Genomic DNA, 16625 nt, shown 5'->3' on the forward strand with positions numbered 1-16625 from the left:
TGACGCCCGCCGCTCGTAAGAAGGATGACCCATGACCGAACTCCTCCTCATCCGCCACGGTCTCCCGATGGGGGGCGTGTACGACCCCGGGCTGTCGCCGGAGGGCACAGACCAGGCCGAGCGCCTCGCCGCCTGGCTCGTGCACGAGGACATCGACGCCCTGTACGTCAGCCCCTTCCAGCGCGCCCGCGAGACGGCGGCACCGCTGGAGCGGCTCACCGGCCTGACCGCCACCGTGCTGGACGACCTGCGCGAATGGGACACGGACGTCTCGCACCCGTACACGCCACCGGAGCAGATCCGGGCGGACGACCCCCGGTCGGTGGCGCTCGCCGAGGGACGGTACGAGGACTTCGTACCCGATCTCGACTGGGAGGCCTTCCGCGCTCGATCCGTGCGGGCCATGGACACCATCCTGGACGCCCACCCCGTAGGGCGGGTCGCGGCCGTGTGCCACGGCGGCATCACCAACACCTATCTGGCGACGATGCTCGGCCTGCCCCTCATGTTCTGGTTCCATCCCGGCTACACCTCGGTCAGCCGCGTACGGCGGCTGCCGGGCGGCCGGGTCGTGCTGCACTCGGTGAACGAGACCGCCCACATGATCGCGGAACGCGCCGTCGACGCCGCCGCCTGACCAGAGCCGATCCGCTCACATCCCCCAGGAGGTCCCGGCCATGCCCGGATCCGTCATCGTCGCCGGTGTCAGAACGCCCATCGGCAAACTGATGGGCGCCCTGAGCGCCGTGTCCGCCGCCGACCTCGGCGCCCACGCCATCAGCGCCGCGCTGGCCGACGCGCGTCTGGACCCGGCCGCCGTGGAGGCCGTCGTCATGGGTCATGTCGTCCAGGCCGGTGCCGGCCCCAATCCGGCACGGCAGGCCGCCGTCCGCGCCGGCATTCCGTTCGCCGTCCCGGCGAGCACAGTCAACAAGCTGTGCCTGTCCGGTCTGCACGCCATCGCCCTCGCCGACCTCATGATCGCCTCCGGGCGCCACGAGGTGGTCGTCGCGGGCGGGATGGAATCCATGTCGGGCGCCCCGCACCTGCTACGCGGAGCACGCGGCGGCTGGAAGTACGGCACGGCCACCGCCGAGGACTCCCTCGACCGCGACGCACTCGTCTGCGCCTTCGACGGCGTCTCCATGGGCGCGGCCACCGAGCGGTACCAGCGGCCGTTCGCCCTGACCCGCGAGGAGCAGGACGAGTACAGCGCGCTGTCGCACCAAAGGGCCTCCCGGGCCCAGGATTCCGGCGCGCTGGCCGCGGAGATCACCCCGGTCACGGTGGCCGGACGCGGTGGCGGGACGGTGGTGGACACCGACGAGGGCGTACGGCCGCGGAGCACCGCCGAGAGCCTGGGACGCCTGAAGCCCGCCTTCTCCGGCGAGGGCACCATCACCGCGGGCAACTCCTCACAGCTCTCCGACGGCGCCGCCGCCGTCGTCGTGATGAGCGCGGAACGCGCGCGCCGGGAGGGCCTGTCACCGCTCGCGGAGATCGGCGCCTACGGCACCGTCGCGGGCCCCGACCCCTCGCTGCTCGTCCAGCCGGCCGGCGCGGTCCGCGACGCCCTGGCACGGGACGGCCGGCTGAAGACCGCCGACCTCGACCTGTTCGAGATCAACGAGGCGTTCGCCGGCGTGGCCCTGGCTTCCGTACGGGAGCTGGACATCCCGCTGGAGAAGGTGAACGTCAACGGCGGCGCGATCGCCCTGGGGCACCCGGTCGGCATGACCGGCGCCCGGCTCGTACTGACCCTCACGGCGGAACTGCGGCGGCGCGGAGGCGGCACCGGAGCGGCCGCCCTGTGCGGGGGCGGCGGCCAGGGCGACGCCCTGCTGCTGCACGTACCACCGCAGGTCTGACTCTTCCCCCACACCTGCCCACTCCCCTACATCCGAGTCCACGCCGCACGAGACCAGGTTGACCCACCATGACCGACCCCCTGCCCCTGGACGGGACGCCCCTCGTCGTGGCGACCCGCACCCCCGCCGCCGACGGTGTCGTCTCCCTCACCCTGCGCCGCCCCGACGGCGAGCCGCTGCCCTCCTGGACCCCGGGCGCACACATCGACCTGCTCCTGGACGGCGGTCTGATCCGTCAGTACTCACTGTGCGGGCACCCCGCCGACCACGAGGCCTGGCGCATCGCCGTGCTGCGCGAGCCGCAGGGCCGCGGCGGCTCGGCGTACGTCCACGAACACCTTGAGGAAGGCGCCACCGTGCGGGTCCGCGGGCCGCGGAACAACTTCCCGCTGCGGCCGGCCGCACGCCACCTCTTCATCGCGGGCGGCGTCGGCATCACACCCGTCCTTCCCATGGTCGAGGCCGCCGAGGCCGCGGGGGCCGACTGGCGTCTGCTGTACGGCGGCCGCACCCGCACCTCCATGGCGTTCCTGGACCGTCTCGCACCGTACGGGGACCGGGTACTCGTACGCCCACAGGACGAGTACGGCCTGCTCGACCTCGCTGCCTTCCTCGGCTCACCCGAGGAGGGCACCCTGGTGCACGCCTGCGGCCCGGAACCCCTGCTGCAAGCGGTGCAGGAGCGGTGTGCGGACGCGGACTGGCCGCCCGGCACGCTGGGCGTGGAGCGGTTCGCCCCGGCGCGGACAGCCGAGGGTGCCGGCCCGGCCGAGGCATTCGAGGTGGTGCTCGCCCGTGCCGGGCTCACCGTCACCGTGCCGCCGGACCACTCGGTGCTCGAGGCCGTCGAAAAGGCCGGCGTCACGGTGGACTTCTCCTGTCGGGAAGGCACGTGCGGCACCTGCGAGACCGACGTGCTCGACGGTACGCCCGACCACCGGGACTCGCTGCTGAGCGAGGACGAGCGGGAGACCGGTGACACCATGCTCATCTGTGTCTCCCGCTCGTGCGGGCCCCGCCTGGTTCTCGACCTGTGACCGTGATCGGCCATCGTCTTCAGGGTGCTGGTCGCTCGCGCAGTTCCCAGATGTGCGCAGGCTCCAGCGCCTCCCGAAGAGGTCGAGCGCTGCCATGAGCGGCCGTCCCGTGCTGGAGCCGCGTATTGCGCAACATTGGGGAGCAGCGGTTCGGACGCGTGCCTGGATGCTGGTTACCCTTCGTCGGTGACCAGCGCGAAGGTGGGCCGTCGGCAGGCGCTCGGCGCCGGGCTCGGAGGTGTGGCGGCAGCTGTCCTGTCCGGATGCGCCGCGGACACGGGACCCGTGCAGCGGCTGCGGTTGGCGACCGGGCCGCGAGGCGGGCCGTACAACGCCTTCGGGAGGGCACTTGCCCGAGCAGTCGCCGGGAGCGGCCGCCGGCTGGAGATCGCTGCTGTGAGCACGGCGGCGAGCGTGGACAATCTGCGCAGGCTGAACGACGGCTCGGTGGAGCTGGCACTGGCCATGGCGGACGCGTCGGAGGACGCGGTACGGGGGCGGGAGCCTTTCTTGCGAAAGGCCGCGGTGACGGCGCTGGCGCGCATCTACGTGAACTACACGCATCTCGTCGTCCCGGCGGACGGCCCCGTACGGTCCGTGAAGGAGCTGGCCGGCCGGCAGGTCGCTTCGGGCGCGGCCGGGTCGGGAGTGCAGGTCGTGGTGGGCCGACTGCTGCGTGCGGCAGGACTGCTCGACGGCCGCTCGCCGGTACGGGAACGCAGACTCGGCCTGGCGGACTCAGTCGACGGGCTGCGTGCGGGCACGGTGGACGCGCTGTTCTGGTCCGGCGGCGTTCCTACGCCGGCGCTGTCGGCGCTGGCGGCCGAACTGCCCCTGCGGTTCCTGCCGCTGGATGGGTATGTGAGCGCGCTGCGCGAGCGGCACGGTCCCGTCTACACGACGGTCACGCTGCCCGCCGGGGCGTACGGGCTGCGGGAGCCGGTGGGCACCATCGGGGTGGGCAACTATCTGCTGGCCCGCGCCGATGTGCCCGATCGTGCGGTGCGTGAGCTGCTCCAGGTGGTGTTCGACCAGTGGCGAGTGCTCCTGCGCGAGGTGACCGCGGGCGCCCGGTTGGAGCCCCGGTTCGCCATCTCCACCGGTCGGGTGCCGCTCCATCCGGGCGCGAAAGCGTACTACCGGTCGGTGTACGGCTGAGCCGAATGGCAGGGTGCCGAAGGCTTCGGTTCGGGGTGCGTCAGGCAGAAGGCAGCCGGAGTTCGACGGTCAGTCCTCGCGGGCTGCCGGAGCTCGCGTGGAGCCGACCGCCACTGATCCGGGCGATCTCGTCGGCGATGGCGAGGCCCAGTCCGCTGCCGGGGATGTTCTGGTGCTCGCGAGCCCGGGTGAAGCGCCGTAGCAGCAAGGGCAATTGGTCCTCGGGGACTCCGGGGCCGTCGTCGGTGACACGGACGACGACCTGCCCGTCCGGAGCGGGGGCCGCCCACACTTCGACGCGTCCCCCGGGCGGTACGAACTTGGCGGCATTGTCGAGGAGCGCGTCGAGGATCCGGCCCGCCGCGTCGGGCAGTGCCCGCGCCCGCAGACCGTCGGCCACCTCGGGGACCAATGCGGTCCCGGCCTCCCGGAGCACCGGCGTCCAGGCCGCTACGCGGTCCCGCACAGCCCGGGACACGTCCTGGTCCGTGAGCTGCGCCGTGGCGGACTCCACCCGTGCCAGGGCGAGCAAACCGTCGAGCAGTTCCTCCAGGCGCTCCGCCTCGTCCAGGGCGCGGCTGTGCTCGGCCCTGCCGTGGCCCGGGCCGATGTGCGGCTCCACGTTCTCGAGTTGCAGCACCAGGGTGGCGAGTGGGTTGCGCAGCTGGTGGGAGGCGTCCGCGACGAAGTCGCGCTGGCGGGCGATGGAGTCGGCCACTGCCTCGGCCATGGTGTTGAAGTGGCGTCGCAGGCTGCGTAGTTCCGGCGGTCCGGTGTCGGAGTCGGCCCGCGCCTTCAGGCTTCCGGCTGTCAGCTTCTCCACGGCCCGGTCGAGATCGCGGACCGGGCGCATCAGCCAGCGAGTGATGCCCGCGGCGACCAGGGCCGCGGCCGCGAAGGCGGCGACCGCCCCGGCGGCGATGAGCGACCAGCGGACGGTGACATCGCGGCGGGCCCCGGCAGTCGGTACGGACATCAGTACAGCCCCGCTGACCCGCTCGTCCCGTCCCACCGGCTCAGCGAGCACAACGGTCCCCGGTCCCCAGGGACGCACGGCCGGCAGCTGCTCGGTGGAGCGGCCGGTGAGGGCCCGCTGCCGGGCGTCGTCCGCCTCCGGGCCGCCCGTACCGCCGAGGTCGGGACCTGCATGGGCGACGGTCCGGCCCGCCGTGTCGACGACGGCTACGGCGGCTCCGTACAGCTCGGCGTACCGGGTGATCTCGGCGGACAGTTCGGCCCGGTCCGCCTCGGTGCGCACCCGGTCGGCGAGGTCGGCGAACCGCACGGCCTCGGAGCGCCGCTGCAGCAGCAGGTGCTCGGTGCGCTCGCTCGCATAGGAGTTGGCCAGGGGAACGGACAGCAGCAGAGCCGCGGCTCCCATGAGCACCATCAGCACGGCGAGAAGCCTGCGTCTCATCCGCCGCCGTCCCGCTCGTCACCCAGCGAAGAGGAGCCGCCGCCCGGGGACGGAGAGCCGAGCTGGTATCCGAAGCCCCGGACAGTACGGACCAGGTCGGTCCGACCTGTCTTGGCACGAATGCCCGCAACATGCACGTCCAGGGAACGGGAGGCGGCGAGGAACGCATCGCCCCAGATCCGGTCCAGGATCTGCTCGCGGGAATGCACTTCGTCCGGTCGGGCGGCCAGGAAGGCGAGTACATCGAACTCGCGCCGGGTGAGCTGCACTTGGGCTCCGGCGACCATGACGGCACGGCCCGCGATGTCGATCTCCACATCGCCGGTGTGTACCGATGCCCCCGTGCCGTCCGGGTGGCCGTGCGGTGGCGCGGTGCGGCGACGCACGGTGTCGATCCGGGCCATCAGCTCGGCCATCCGGAACGGCTTGACCACGTAGTCGTCGGCGCCGGCGCGCAGCCCCTGCACGATGTCGCGCTCCTCGCAGCGGGCGGTGACCACGATCAGCGGCGCGTCGCAGACCGTGCGCAGCCTCCGCAGCAGTTCCAGCCCGTCAAGGTCCGGCAGGCCGAGGTCGAGCAGGACGAACTCGGCCTCGCGGACGTGCCGCAGGGCGTCCAGGGCACGGCCGACCCGGCGGATGGTGTGCCCGCGCTGGGTCAGGGCGGTGCCCAGGGCCTGAGCCATGCGGTCGTCGTCCTCGACGAGCAGCGCGTGCATAGGTACTTCCTTGTCGCGCTCGGACCGTTGCGAGCCTGGTGACCTGAAGCAGCAGCTTACGGAAGGTGCCGCCCCAGGTCACCGTCCGGGCTCAGCGCAGGACGTCGACGGGGTCGGCGGCCGAAGCCCGGCCCTGGGCGGAGTCGGCCTCGGCCTCGACGCGGCTGAGCGCGACGTCGCGGGTGTCGGGCATCAGTACATAGGTGACGAGGGAGATGAGCGCGCATCCGGACACGTACCAGAAGAACCCCGTCTCGTGGCCGCTGTCCTTGAACCACAGCGCCACGTACTCCGCCGTGCCGCCGAAGAGGGCGTTGGCGATCGCGTAGGGCAGCGCCACGCCCAGGGCGCGAATCCGGGTCGGGAAGAGCTCGGCTTTGACGGCAGCGTTGATCGAGGTGTAGCCGGTGACGATCACCAGGGCCAGCAGGGACAGACCGAGCGCCGACCAGTACGAGGACGCCGACCCGAGGGCGGTCATGATCGGATAAGTGCCGACGGTGCAGCCGACCGCGAAGGTGATCAGCAACGGGCGGCGTCCGATCCGGTCCGACAGCATCCCGGCGAACGGCTGCAACACGGCGAAGAGGGCGAGGGCGGTGAAGCTCACCAGCGTGGCGGTGGTCTTCGCCATGCCCGCGCTGCCGACCAGGTACTTGGTCAGATAGGTGGTGTACGTGTAGTAGGCGACGGTGCCGCCGAGGGTGAGCGCCATGACCAGTCCCGCCTGACGGCGGTGCTGCCACAACGCCTTCAGCGTGCCGCGTGCGTCGTGGCCACCCTCACCGGACGCCTCCTCAGCGAAGGCGTCGGTCTCCTGCAGTCGGCGCCGCAGCCAGAACACCACCACCGCGAAGAGCGCCCCGAGCAGGAACGGGATCCGCCAGCCCCAGCTCTCCAGCTGGGCGGTGGTGAGCGTGTGCTGCATCGTGATCAGCATGCCCAGACCCAGCAGTTGGCCGCAGGTCATCGACACGTACTGAAAGGACGAGCCGAGGCCACGCCGGTTGCGGGCCGACGCCTCGGTCAGATACGTCGCGCTCGCCGCGTACTCACCGCCGATGCTCATGCCCTGAAGCAGCCGCGCCAGCAGCAGCACCACCGCACCGAAGTAGCCGGCCTGGCCATAGGTCGGTGCGGCGGCGATCAGCAGCGCGGCCACGGACATCATCGTGACGGTGAGGGTGAGCGCACTCTTGCGTCCGTGCCGGTCCGCGGCCCGGCCGAGCACCCAGCCGCCCACCGGCCGCATCAGGAAGCCGACCGCGAAAATCCCGGCGGTGTTCATCAGTTGCGTGGTCGGGTTGTCGCCCGGGAAGAAGGAGTCGGCGAAGTAGATCGCGAAGCTGGCGTAGACGAACCAGTCGTACCACTCGACGAGATTGCCGAGGGATCCGCCGACGAGAGCGAGGCGACGTTTTTGGCGGAGGTCCTGTGGCGTGCTTCCGGGCATGACGGGGGACGAGGACATGGCGGCTCCAGGAGGAAGTCCCAGTGGGGAGACGGGGAGTTGCCCTTGAGTAAGGACGCGCACGAGCATGCGGTCGGCCTCCACGGCCGGACAAGGTCCGGCACACAGATCTAACCTCCCGCTAAGGAAGCGCACCCCGTCGTGGAAGAACCGCGCGGCAACTCGGGTACGCCGCGCGGAAGCCGGTTCCAGAGCTGTCGCCATCTGCTGCCCGGGGCAGGCTCCACCGGTCGCCGGCCACGCCCATGACGTCCGCCCCCATACAGGGAGACGTCGGTCTCCGGGAGCACATCCAGGTCCTGGAGACCGACGTCGAGCCGGCGTGAATCAACGGCTGGGGTGAGCCGCCCCGCGGTGAGACGCCGTGTGAAGGTGCGGGTGCGTGTGGTCGACCAACTGGCGGGCGTACGCGTCCGGGTCGGGATCCGGGGCGACACCACGAATGACGGGGTCGCACGTCACGGTCACTTGAGAGCTCCCAGGGTGACGCCGGTCCGCCAGTAACGGCGCATCGCGACCATCATGATCGCCATCGGCACGATGGACAACAAGGCGCCCGTGAGGACGAGACTGGTCACGTCGATGCCCGACTCCAGCCGTTTCCCGGTCCAGTTGTACAGACCCAGGTTGAGCGTCCAGTTCTCCTCGCCACGCAGCACGGTCAAGGGGAGGAAGAAGGCGTTCCAGGTGTTGACGAAGGCGAGCAGAAACACCGTCGCGCCGCCCGTGGTCATCATCCGCAGCACGATGCTGAAGAAGATCCGCAGCTCACCGGCGCCGTCGATACGGGCCGCCTCCAGCAGCTCGAACGGGATCGTGGCCTCGGTGTAGACCTTGGCCAGGTACACGCTGAACGGGTTGATCAGACACGGGATCAGCATGGCCCAAGGGGTGTCGACCATCCCGATCGCCGAGAACAGCAGGTACAGCGGCAAGGTGAGCAGCGCGATCGGGATGAGGAAGGACCCCACCACGGCCGCGAACACCGCACCCCGCCCGGGGAAGTCGAACCGGGCGAGCCCGTAGCCCGTGGCAAGGGCGATGAGGGTGCCGCCGAGAGAGCCGACCCCCGCGTACAGGAACGAGTTGGCGGTCCAGCGCAGGAAGATGCCGTCGTCGTACGTGAACACCTGCTGCAGGTTGTCCCACAGGTGCCAGCCGGAGAACCACAGCCCGTTGCTCTGGTACAGCCCCACGCGGTCCTTGGTCGCGGCGATGATCAGCCAGTACACCGGGAACAGGCTGTAGGCGCTGGCCAGGGCCAGGCCGACGAGGAGGAAGCGCTGGCCGCCCCGGGAGCGTGCGGCCGGGTCCGGGCGGGTGAGCCGCCGCACGGTGCGCCCGCGGGGTGGCTCGCCGTCGTTTTCCGTGCCGGTTTCCTTACGGTTTTCCGTCAGCGCCATCAGTCCGCCTCCCTCGAGGTCAGCCGGTAGAAGAGGAAGGACGCGACGCCGAGGATCAGGGCGAGCAGCACCGACAGGGCCGCGGCGTAGTGATAGTTGGCGGCGTTGAACGCCTGGTTGTAGATGATCATGATCGGGGTGAAGCTGTCGCTGACCGTCTCAGGGGTCACGTTCCGGAACAGTGCGGGCTCGTTGAAGATCTGCAGCATCTGGATGATCGACAGCAGAGCCGTCAGGACGAGCGCCCCGCGCACGAACGGGATCTTGATGCTCAGCGCGATGCGCAGCTCCGAGGCGCCGTCCAGCCGCGCGGCCTCGAACAGCTCACGGGACACGCCCTGGAGCGCCGCGTAGATGATCACCATGTTGTAGCCGATGCCGTGCCAGGTCAGCAGGTTGCCGATGGCTGGCCACACCATCGAGGGCGCGAAGAAGTTCCAGTCGAATCCGAACAGCTCGCCGACCGGCGTCAGCGGGCCCACATCGGGGCTGTAGAGGTTGACCCACACGATGGCCGCGACCACCCCGGGGATCATGTACGGGATCAGCAGGAGGATCCGGAACCTGCCGGCCACCTTGGAGGTGACCGCGTCCAGGAACAGCGCCAGCACGAGGCTGATGAGCAGCATGAACGGGATCTGGACGCAGGCGAACACCACCACCCGCAGGATGGAGGTCATGAACGCCGAGTCGGTCAGGCCGTTCTGGTAGTTCTCCAGCCCGACGAACTCCGTGGTCGCACCGCCGAGACCGAGACCGGACTGTTTCTGAAGGAACAGCGACTGGTAGACCGCGTAGCCGATCGGAAGCAGGTAGAGAAAGACGAAGCCGAGCTGGAAGGGCACCGTGAACGCGGCACCCTTCCAGCGCAGTGAGCGAATCATCGAGTCTGCCTCAGCCCTTGACGCTGATGCCGCGCTGCTTCAGGTCATTGACCGTCCACTCCTGCATGTGTGCCAGGAGGTCGGTGACCTTCTGCTTCTTGCTGACGACCTTGGCCCACTCGTCCTGCATCTCCGTGAACATCGCGGTCCAGTTGGGGCCGAACGTCCAGTCGGTGGTGACGGTGCCCAGGCTGTCCGTCACGACCTTCTTGGCCGGCTCATAGTTCTTGCCGAGCAGCTTCTCGGAGATCGCCTCTGAGACGTAGGTATCGCTGTCGGCCAGCGCCGGCATTACACCGCTGCCGGTCTCCGGGCTCGCCATGGTCTTGACCGCACCGGTGTCGGTGGACATCCACAGCGCCGCCTCAGCGGCCTGCTCCTTGTGCTTGCACTGCTCGCTCACCAGCGTCAGGTTGCCGCTCTGGTTGGTCCCGGCCGGCGTCTTGGGTGCCTGGCCCTCGAAGGTCGGCCAGGGGGACAGTGCCCAGTCGCCGAAGGACTTGGTGAAGTTCTGCACCATGCCGGACATCTGCCAGGTGGAGATCTGCCGGGTCGCGGTGCCGCCGTTGTCGTAGTTGCGCTGCACGGCGGCGTAGTCCGCGAACGAGAGCTTGGAGTTCAGGTCGTTGTCGACGATCTCCTGGATCACCTTCGCGGCCTTGAGGCTGCCCTCGTCCTCGAAGTTCACCTTCCACGCATCGCCTTCGACGGAGTACCAGTGCGCCCCGGCCTGCATGGCGAGCACCTCCAGGGTGCTCGGGTCCTCACCGGCGTAGTTGGTGATCTTGATGTCGTGCTTCTTCAGTTTCTTGCCGGCGGCGATGAAGTCATCCCAGGTCGCGGGCGCCTCCAGACCGTACTTCTTGAAGATGTCGGTGCGGTAGATGGTGAAGGCGGGCGCCGAGGCGGTGGGGACGCCGTAGACCTTGCCCTGGACCTGGCCGGTGGCCCACGAGCCGGTGTTGAACTTGTCCTTGCTGGACTCGACGTACTTGGTGATGTCGGCGAGCGCTCCCTGCGAGACCCAGCTCGTGACGTACTCGCCGGTGTTCTGCAGCATGCAGGGCGCGTTCCCGGCCTTGACGGCGTTGGTCAGCTGCTTCTGCATGGTCAGCTGGTCGGTGACCTTGGTGTACTTCAGCTTGACGTCCTTGTGGCTGGCGTTGAACGCCTTGACGACGGCCTCCTGGCCGTTCGCCCAGCCCCAGAAGTCGAGGGTGACCGGGCCGGAGGACTTGGGTTCGTCGGAGCCCGATTCGCCGCACGCGGAGAGCAGGCCCGCCAGCGCCAGGGCCGCTGCGGCGGCACTCACGAGCTTTCTGCGCGGACTGGTGGAGTTCATGGAGCAGTCATCCTTCTGGCTGAAAGGGTTCGCGGAGGAGGGCAAGAACGTGTCTTCGGGGCGTGCGCTGGGGGCCGACGCGGAAGCGCAGGGTGCCGGGTGTCCGGCACCGGGAGGGGAAACCGGTTGCTGGCCTGTCCGACCGAGGCACGGGGACGGCGCTGTCAACGCCGCCGGGCCGACCCGTGGTGGTGCGGGCCTTCACCGTGGTGACCTAACCCGCGCCCTCTGCCGAGGACGCGCGACGGGGACTGATGGGGCGGCGTCTGGTCCACATCGCCGCCGACGGAGGCGATCATCGAGTCGGTCGGGTGGCCGGGAAACGGCGCCTTGCAGGAGGTCTTCCCGCTGGACGTCCGACGTGGGGAATCGCCCGGATACGATGGGCCGCCGACCGGGATCGTCGGGATGCTGCCGGATTCGCCCGGGCACGGCTCGCTCTTCATATGCGGGCTTCCTCCCTTCCTGGTGGCGCGGGTGGCGGTGCCACGCGCAGGGACAGCGGCCAGGTGATCACCCTCGGGGCCTACCTGCCGGTACAAGTTGTAGTAACCGGTTGCTGTGAAACGTAAGCCGGTCCCGGATCGCAGGCAAGAGCCACGAGACGATTTGTTGCGGGCGATTTTCTGCGACGTTGCCGCTCTCCGCTGCCGCGCAGGCGCTGGTCGGCAGCGCGTTTTCGCATGTCAGAGGCTCTGGAGGCGCGCCACGTCCAGCGCTCGGAGCGGGCGGTGAGGTCGGGGCCACATCCGCATAACATTTTCGAAACCGGTTACTACCGATCCTCGGGCAGGGCTCTGAGCTGCCACGCCACAGACGGCGCAGGTCAGGCGAAACTCCTACGCCGTACCGCCCGTCGGGTCTGTCTACGCGCGGCGGGCCGGAGGCTGGACGGACTGGCGCACGACGACATGCGTTCCCAGCACCACGTGGTCGCCCTCCCTGGCCGTTCTACGGCCGCCGCGCTCACGCTGGTCGGCCACCGCGCGCACCGCGACGCGCCCCATCTCCTCATAGGGCACGTGGACGGTCGTGAGCTGCGGAAACAGTTGGGATGCGAGCGGAATGTCGTCGTAGCCGACGATCGAGACATCGCCGGGCACGGTGAGCCCGGCCTCTCGCACCGCCTGCATCGCGCCCGCGGCGACCACATCGGTACCGGCCAGCACCGCCGTGAAGCCCAGCTTGCGCCGCAGCCCCTCCTGGACCGCCTGGTAACCGTATTCCGGGGAGTAACCCCCGTGGTGGTTCACCATCTCCGGGTCGAAGGGCACACCGTGCGCCGCAAACGCCCTGCGTGTGCCCGCCAGGCGGCCTTGCGCCGTGGTGAAGTCCGAGTGGCCCGGCAGGGTGAGGATCTTGCGGTGCCCCGCGGACAACAGGTGACTGGCCATGGCATAGGCGCCGCTCTCGTTGTCGTAGTCGACGGCGGTCGCCGGCACATCACCGTCGAGCGGCGGCCTGCCGACCAGCACAAGACGCGAGCCTGCCGCGTCCAGGGACCGGGCGAAGCGGGCCATCCGCAGTTGGTAGTCCTCGACGTCGTACGCGCCACCGAGCAGGATCACGGCGGCGACACCTTGCTGGCGCATGAGGTTGACCAGAGCGAGTTCCCGTTCGGGATCGTCGCTGGTGGTGCACACCATCGAGAGCCAGCCCCGGACCGAGGCCGCGTTCTCGACGCCCTGGGCGATATGCGCGAAGGCGGCGCCGGTGATGTTGTTGATCAGGATCGCCACCGTAGGTGTTCCGCCGCCGGCGAGGGAACGGGCATGAGCGTTGGTGACGTAGTCCATCTCCCGCACGACCTTCATCACACGGGAACGCAACTCGTCCGACACCGGATAGTTGCCGGACAGGACGCGCGACACGCTGGCGACCGACACGCCGGCCCGTTCCGCCACGTCACGGATGGTGGCGCGGCCGGAATCCGCAGACGCTTTGTGCTGACTCACCGCAACGGCTCCCTCTCAGGGCGGGCAGCGGACCGCCCGCGAGTGGGGAAACCGTATCCCATTGTTTCTTCCCACCGGCACCGGTGCGGGCGGGTGCCGGGCCGGCAACGCGCGTGCACGCCACCGACCTGCCCTGTCGAAAGCTCCGTGCCAGATCGGACGGGTGTCGGCTTCCCGGCTCCGCACGCCAGGAGTCCCGGCTCCGGACTCACCTACCTCGGCGCTGTCGCCGCGTTTGTGATCACTGTTTCGGAAACTTCGGAAACAGAAACAGAACCCGGGTCGGCGTTCGCGGTTTTCAGCGTGTGGGATTCTCCAGGGTCGCCGCCACGTCGGCGAGGTCCTTCGTGATCGTCCTCGCCACCGCCTTGGCGCCGATGCCGCCGAGAAGCCTGGCCAGCAGACCGGTGACACCTCCGGAGGATGTCGCGGTGAAGGTCATCCGCACGGTGGTGGAACCGGGCCCCTCCTCGGACAGGGCGAACTCCGAGACGTAACGGGTGCCTTGCGCGTGGGCCTCGACCACGTAGCGGGAGGGCGGCTCGCACGCCGTGACGCGCATCTCCTCGGTCGCCCGCTTGCCGAACATACGGCGGGTCTCGCGCCAGCGGGTACCGACGGTGAACGGGCCCTCGGTGAGGACCTCGACCCGGTCCACGCCACTCAGTACCGACGGCATGCCGTCAAGATCGGTGAGCACCTCCCACACCGGCCCCGCGGGCGCGGCGATCCGCCGTTCGACGACCACTCTCGTATCAGCCACGGCAACCTCCTGCTCCCATGAGAGCAGGAGGCCACGAAATCCGCGTGCCATGCCGCCGTGCGGTCTGTCCAGGCACCGACCGTTCGCATGTGCGGACGGACTCCGTGGCTATCAATGATTAGCCACGCCTTCCTCCTTTCTCCCGCGCGATTTGTCACCGACCTTGACACACTGAGCCCTTTCCCCTTGAGATGGCTAATGACTAGTAGCCGATTGCGAGGGTCATGGTGTCCATCGGGTTCGAGATCGACGAGAGGGTCGCCGCCCTCGCGCGGCGCACCACCGAGTTCGTCCGGGACGTGGCGTTGCCCGAGGAACAGGCGTGCGACGGGAACGTCCATGACGGGCCGGAGCCGCTGCGGCGCCGCCTGCAGCAAGCGGCGCGGGCCGCTGGGGTGTTCGCTCCACATGTCGGCGCGGAGTGGGGCGGGCTCGGGCTGGACCTCTGCGGGCAGGCGGTGGTTTTCGAGGCTGCGGGACACTCGCTGCTCGGCCCGCTGGCGCTCAACTGCGCCGCACCCGACGAGGGGAACATGCATCTGCTCGAAGTGGTCGCCACCGAGGAACAGAAGGAGCGGTATCTGCGTCCCCTGGCGGCCGGCGAGGTGCGCTCCTGCTTCGCGATGACCGAACCGGCGCCGGGCGCCGGATCGGACCCCCGTGCGCTGGTCACCACCGCGACGAAGACCGAGAGCGGCTGGCGTATCGACGGCCGCAAGTGGTTCATCAGCGGCGCCGATGGGGCTGCCTTCGCCATCTGTATGGCCCGCACCAGCGGCGGCCCCGGCGACCCGGGCGGCGCGACGATGTTCCTCGTCGACGCCGACAACCCCGGCATGAAGATCGTCCGGAATATCGACACCCTGGATCAGGGCCTGTTCGGCGGGCACAGCGAGGTCGTCTTCGACGGCTGCGAGGTCGGCGACGGCGCCACACTGGGCAAGGTGGGCCAGGGCTTCAGGCATGCTCAGGTGCGTCTCGGGCCCGCCCGTATGACGCACTGCATGCGCTGGCTCGGAGTGGCGCGCCGGGCGCAGGACATCGCCCTCGAGCGTGCGGCGGATCGCTCGGCCTTCGGCGGGCCGCTCGCCGAACTGGGCATGGTGCAACAGCTGTTGGCCGACTCCGAGATCGACATCGAGACCAGCCGGGCGGTGCTGTGGCGGGCCTGCTGGGAACTGGACCAGGGCCGCTCGGCCGCCCAGCACACCTCGATCGCCAAGACCTACGTCTCCGAGGCGGTGAACCGGGTGGTCGACCGGGCCGTGCAGGTGTGCGGCGCGCTCGGTATCTCGGGGGACGCCCCGCTGTCGAGGCTGTACCGAGAGGTGCGTCCGTTCCGGATCTATGACGGTCCGTCCGAGACCCACCGCTGGGCCATCGCCAAGCGCGCGGTGCGGGAGCGGAGGAGCGCGCGATGACCACACCGGAGTCGCCCGTGACCCATCCGAAGACCGCGACGCCCCCACCGGAGACGACCGTGGTCGGCATCGACCGGCACGCCCTGCAACGCTACTTCGCACGCCATGTGCCGCAGTGCGCAGGCCCGTTGGAGGTGAAGCCGCTGCACGGTGGACGCTCCAACCTCACCTACGAAGTGACCGACGGGACGCACCGGTGGGTCCTGCGGCGCCCTCCGCTGGGCGTGCTCACACCGACCGCACACGACATGGACCGCGAATACCGCGTCGTCGCGGCGCTCGGTGCCACCGAAGTGCCGGTCGCCGAAGCCGTACTGTCGTGCCGGGACCCGGCGGTGATCGGGGCGCCGTTCTGTGTCGTCGACTTCGTGGCGGGCACCGTGCTGCGCGACGGGGACGAGGCCGCCACCGTGCCGCGGGCCGACGCACGACGCAGTGCCGAGGCGCTGGTGGACGCCCTGGTGGCCCTGCACTCGGTCGACGCCGCCGATATCGGGCTCGGCGACTTCGGCCGTCCCGACGGCTACCTGGAGCGTCAGGTACGGCGATGGCGCAGCCAGTGGGACAAGGTCGCCACCCGTGCGCTGCCCGACGTCGACACGCTGCACGGCCGGCTCGCCCGCGCCGTGCCGGTGAGCGCCGCCCCGGCGATCGTGCACGGTGACTACCGCCTGGACAACACCATCCTGGCGCCCGGCGACTTCGGGCGGATCGCCGCGATCGTCGACTGGGAGATGGCCACGCTCGGCGATCCTCTCGCCGACCTCGGGATGCTGCTCATGTACTGGGATCCGGTCTGCGAGCCGGTGCTCGGGGCACGCCACGTCCCCACGGCCAACCCCGGTTTCCCCTCGGGCCGCGAGCTGATCGAGCGGTACGCCGCGCGGTCCGGCCGAGACGTCGAAGCCCTGGCCTTCTATCAGGCGCTGGGCTGCTTCAAGCTGGCCGTCATCGCCGAGGGCATCCACGCCCGCTATCTCGCGGGGCAGACCGTCGGCGCCGGCTTCGACCGGGTCGGCTCGGCGGTTCCGGCGCTGCTGCGCTCGGGATTGGAGCTGCTGCCGTGACGACCATGGACACCAACGACACCGACGACACCAACGACGCCGACGCCACTGACGCCACTGACGCCACCACCATCGACACCGACCACACGGAGCCCACCGACCACACCGACCACACCGTCC

At 69.8% G+C, this 16625-nt stretch carries 14 protein-coding genes; 6 read left to right on the plus strand and 8 right to left on the minus strand.

Translation table 11 applies throughout. From position 1 onward, the window contains the following. Nucleotides 1-31 precede the first annotated feature (31 nt). From FGD71_RS27580 to FGD71_RS27595, 4 genes are all read left to right on the plus strand, one after another. The gene (locus FGD71_RS27580) at nt 32-637 is read left to right on the plus strand and encodes a histidine phosphatase family protein (RefSeq protein WP_119103236.1); all 606 of its coding nucleotides are present in this window, start codon (nt 32-34) and stop codon (nt 635-637) included. A gap of 40 nt (nt 638-677) precedes the next feature. Continuing rightward, entirely contained in the window at nt 678-1868 is a 1191-nt protein-coding gene (locus FGD71_RS27585; protein ID WP_119103237.1) for an acetyl-CoA C-acyltransferase, read from the plus strand. 68 nt (nt 1869-1936) lie between these two features. Beyond that, a complete protein-coding gene (locus FGD71_RS27590; protein WP_119103238.1) occupies nt 1937-2905 on the plus strand; it encodes a PDR/VanB family oxidoreductase in 969 nt (322 codons plus the stop codon). Nucleotides 2906-3091: 186 nt separating this feature from the next. After that, complete coding sequence (locus tag FGD71_RS27595; RefSeq protein ID WP_240436797.1) at nt 3092-4063, plus strand: TAXI family TRAP transporter solute-binding subunit; 972 nt, start codon at nt 3092-3094, stop codon at nt 4061-4063. 40 nt (nt 4064-4103) lie between these two features. Here FGD71_RS27595 and FGD71_RS27600 read toward each other — a convergent pair whose 3' ends face one another. From FGD71_RS27600 to FGD71_RS27635, 8 genes are all read right to left on the minus strand, one after another. Beyond that, on the minus strand, nt 4104-5480 hold the full coding sequence (locus FGD71_RS27600; RefSeq protein ID WP_119103239.1) for a sensor histidine kinase: 1377 nt from the start codon (nt 5478-5480) through the stop codon (nt 4104-4106). Next, nucleotides 5477-6199: a response regulator transcription factor gene (locus FGD71_RS27605; protein WP_119103240.1), complete on the minus strand. Its 723-nt coding sequence runs from the start codon at nt 6197-6199 to the stop codon at nt 5477-5479. Before FGD71_RS27605 ends, FGD71_RS27600 begins: the two co-directional genes overlap by 4 nt. Nucleotides 6200-6290: 91 nt before the next feature. Further along, entirely contained in the window at nt 6291-7652 is a 1362-nt protein-coding gene (locus FGD71_RS27610; RefSeq protein WP_119103314.1) for an MFS transporter, read from the minus strand. Between the two features lie 482 nt (nt 7653-8134). Further along, a complete protein-coding gene (locus FGD71_RS27615) occupies nt 8135-9073 on the minus strand; it encodes a carbohydrate ABC transporter permease (protein WP_240436798.1) in 939 nt (312 codons plus the stop codon). After that, the gene (locus FGD71_RS27620; protein WP_119103241.1) at nt 9073-9957 is read right to left on the minus strand and encodes a carbohydrate ABC transporter permease; all 885 of its coding nucleotides are present in this window, start codon (nt 9955-9957) and stop codon (nt 9073-9075) included. The genes FGD71_RS27615 and FGD71_RS27620 overlap by 1 nt, the downstream gene beginning before the upstream one ends. Before the next feature lie 10 nt (nt 9958-9967). Continuing rightward, the gene (locus FGD71_RS27625) at nt 9968-11299 is read right to left on the minus strand and encodes an ABC transporter substrate-binding protein (RefSeq protein ID WP_119103242.1); all 1332 of its coding nucleotides are present in this window, start codon (nt 11297-11299) and stop codon (nt 9968-9970) included. Nucleotides 11300-12165: 866 nt separating this feature from the next. Further along, nucleotides 12166-13254, minus strand: a complete 1089-nt coding sequence (locus tag FGD71_RS27630) for a LacI family DNA-binding transcriptional regulator (protein ID WP_119103243.1) — start codon at nt 13252-13254, stop codon at nt 12166-12168. 298 nt (nt 13255-13552) lie between these two features. Continuing rightward, nucleotides 13553-14017, minus strand: coding sequence for an SRPBCC family protein (locus tag FGD71_RS27635; protein ID WP_240436799.1), 465 nt, complete (start codon nt 14015-14017; stop codon nt 13553-13555). Nucleotides 14018-14241: 224 nt separating this feature from the next. Between FGD71_RS27635 and FGD71_RS27640 the strand changes: the two genes are divergently transcribed. Both FGD71_RS27640 and FGD71_RS27645 read left to right on the plus strand, forming a co-directional pair. Then, nucleotides 14242-15438 (plus strand): acyl-CoA dehydrogenase family protein, encoded by a 1197-nt coding sequence (locus FGD71_RS27640; protein ID WP_119103245.1) that lies wholly within the window; start codon nt 14242-14244, stop codon nt 15436-15438. Next, the gene (locus FGD71_RS27645; protein ID WP_119103246.1) at nt 15435-16505 is read left to right on the plus strand and encodes a phosphotransferase family protein; all 1071 of its coding nucleotides are present in this window, start codon (nt 15435-15437) and stop codon (nt 16503-16505) included. Before FGD71_RS27640 ends, FGD71_RS27645 begins: the two co-directional genes overlap by 4 nt. Nucleotides 16506-16625: the final 120 nt, after the last annotated feature.

It is taken from the genome of Streptomyces sporangiiformans, assembly GCF_005768555.2.
In the GTDB taxonomy this organism is placed as follows: Bacteria; Actinomycetota; Actinomycetes; order Streptomycetales; family Streptomycetaceae; genus Streptomyces; species Streptomyces sporangiiformans.

Bases quoted from the DNA above. Each gene is read 5' to 3' on its own strand.
- FGD71_RS27645 (WP_119103246.1), top strand. From the start codon at position 15,435: ATGACCACACCGGAGTCGCCCGTGACCCATCCGAAGACCGCGACGCCC.
- FGD71_RS27580 (WP_119103236.1), top strand. From the start codon at position 32: ATGACCGAACTCCTCCTCATCCGCCACGGTCTCCCGATGGGGGGCGTG.
- FGD71_RS27585 (WP_119103237.1), top strand. From the start codon at position 678: ATGCCCGGATCCGTCATCGTCGCCGGTGTCAGAACGCCCATCGGCAAA.
- FGD71_RS27610 (WP_119103314.1), bottom strand. From the start codon at position 7,652: ATGCCCGGAAGCACGCCACAGGACCTCCGCCAAAAACGTCGCCTCGCT.
- FGD71_RS27625 (WP_119103242.1), bottom strand. From the start codon at position 11,299: ATGAACTCCACCAGTCCGCGCAGAAAGCTCGTGAGTGCCGCCGCAGCG.
- FGD71_RS27620 (WP_119103241.1), bottom strand. From the start codon at position 9,957: ATGATTCGCTCACTGCGCTGGAAGGGTGCCGCGTTCACGGTGCCCTTC.
- FGD71_RS27640 (WP_119103245.1), top strand. From the start codon at position 14,242: ATGGTGTCCATCGGGTTCGAGATCGACGAGAGGGTCGCCGCCCTCGCG.
- FGD71_RS27605 (WP_119103240.1), bottom strand. From the start codon at position 6,199: ATGCACGCGCTGCTCGTCGAGGACGACGACCGCATGGCTCAGGCCCTG.
- FGD71_RS27600 (WP_119103239.1), bottom strand. From the start codon at position 5,480: ATGAGACGCAGGCTTCTCGCCGTGCTGATGGTGCTCATGGGAGCCGCG.
- FGD71_RS27590 (WP_119103238.1), top strand. From the start codon at position 1,937: ATGACCGACCCCCTGCCCCTGGACGGGACGCCCCTCGTCGTGGCGACC.
- FGD71_RS27615 (WP_240436798.1), bottom strand. From the start codon at position 9,073: ATGGCGCTGACGGAAAACCGTAAGGAAACCGGCACGGAAAACGACGGC.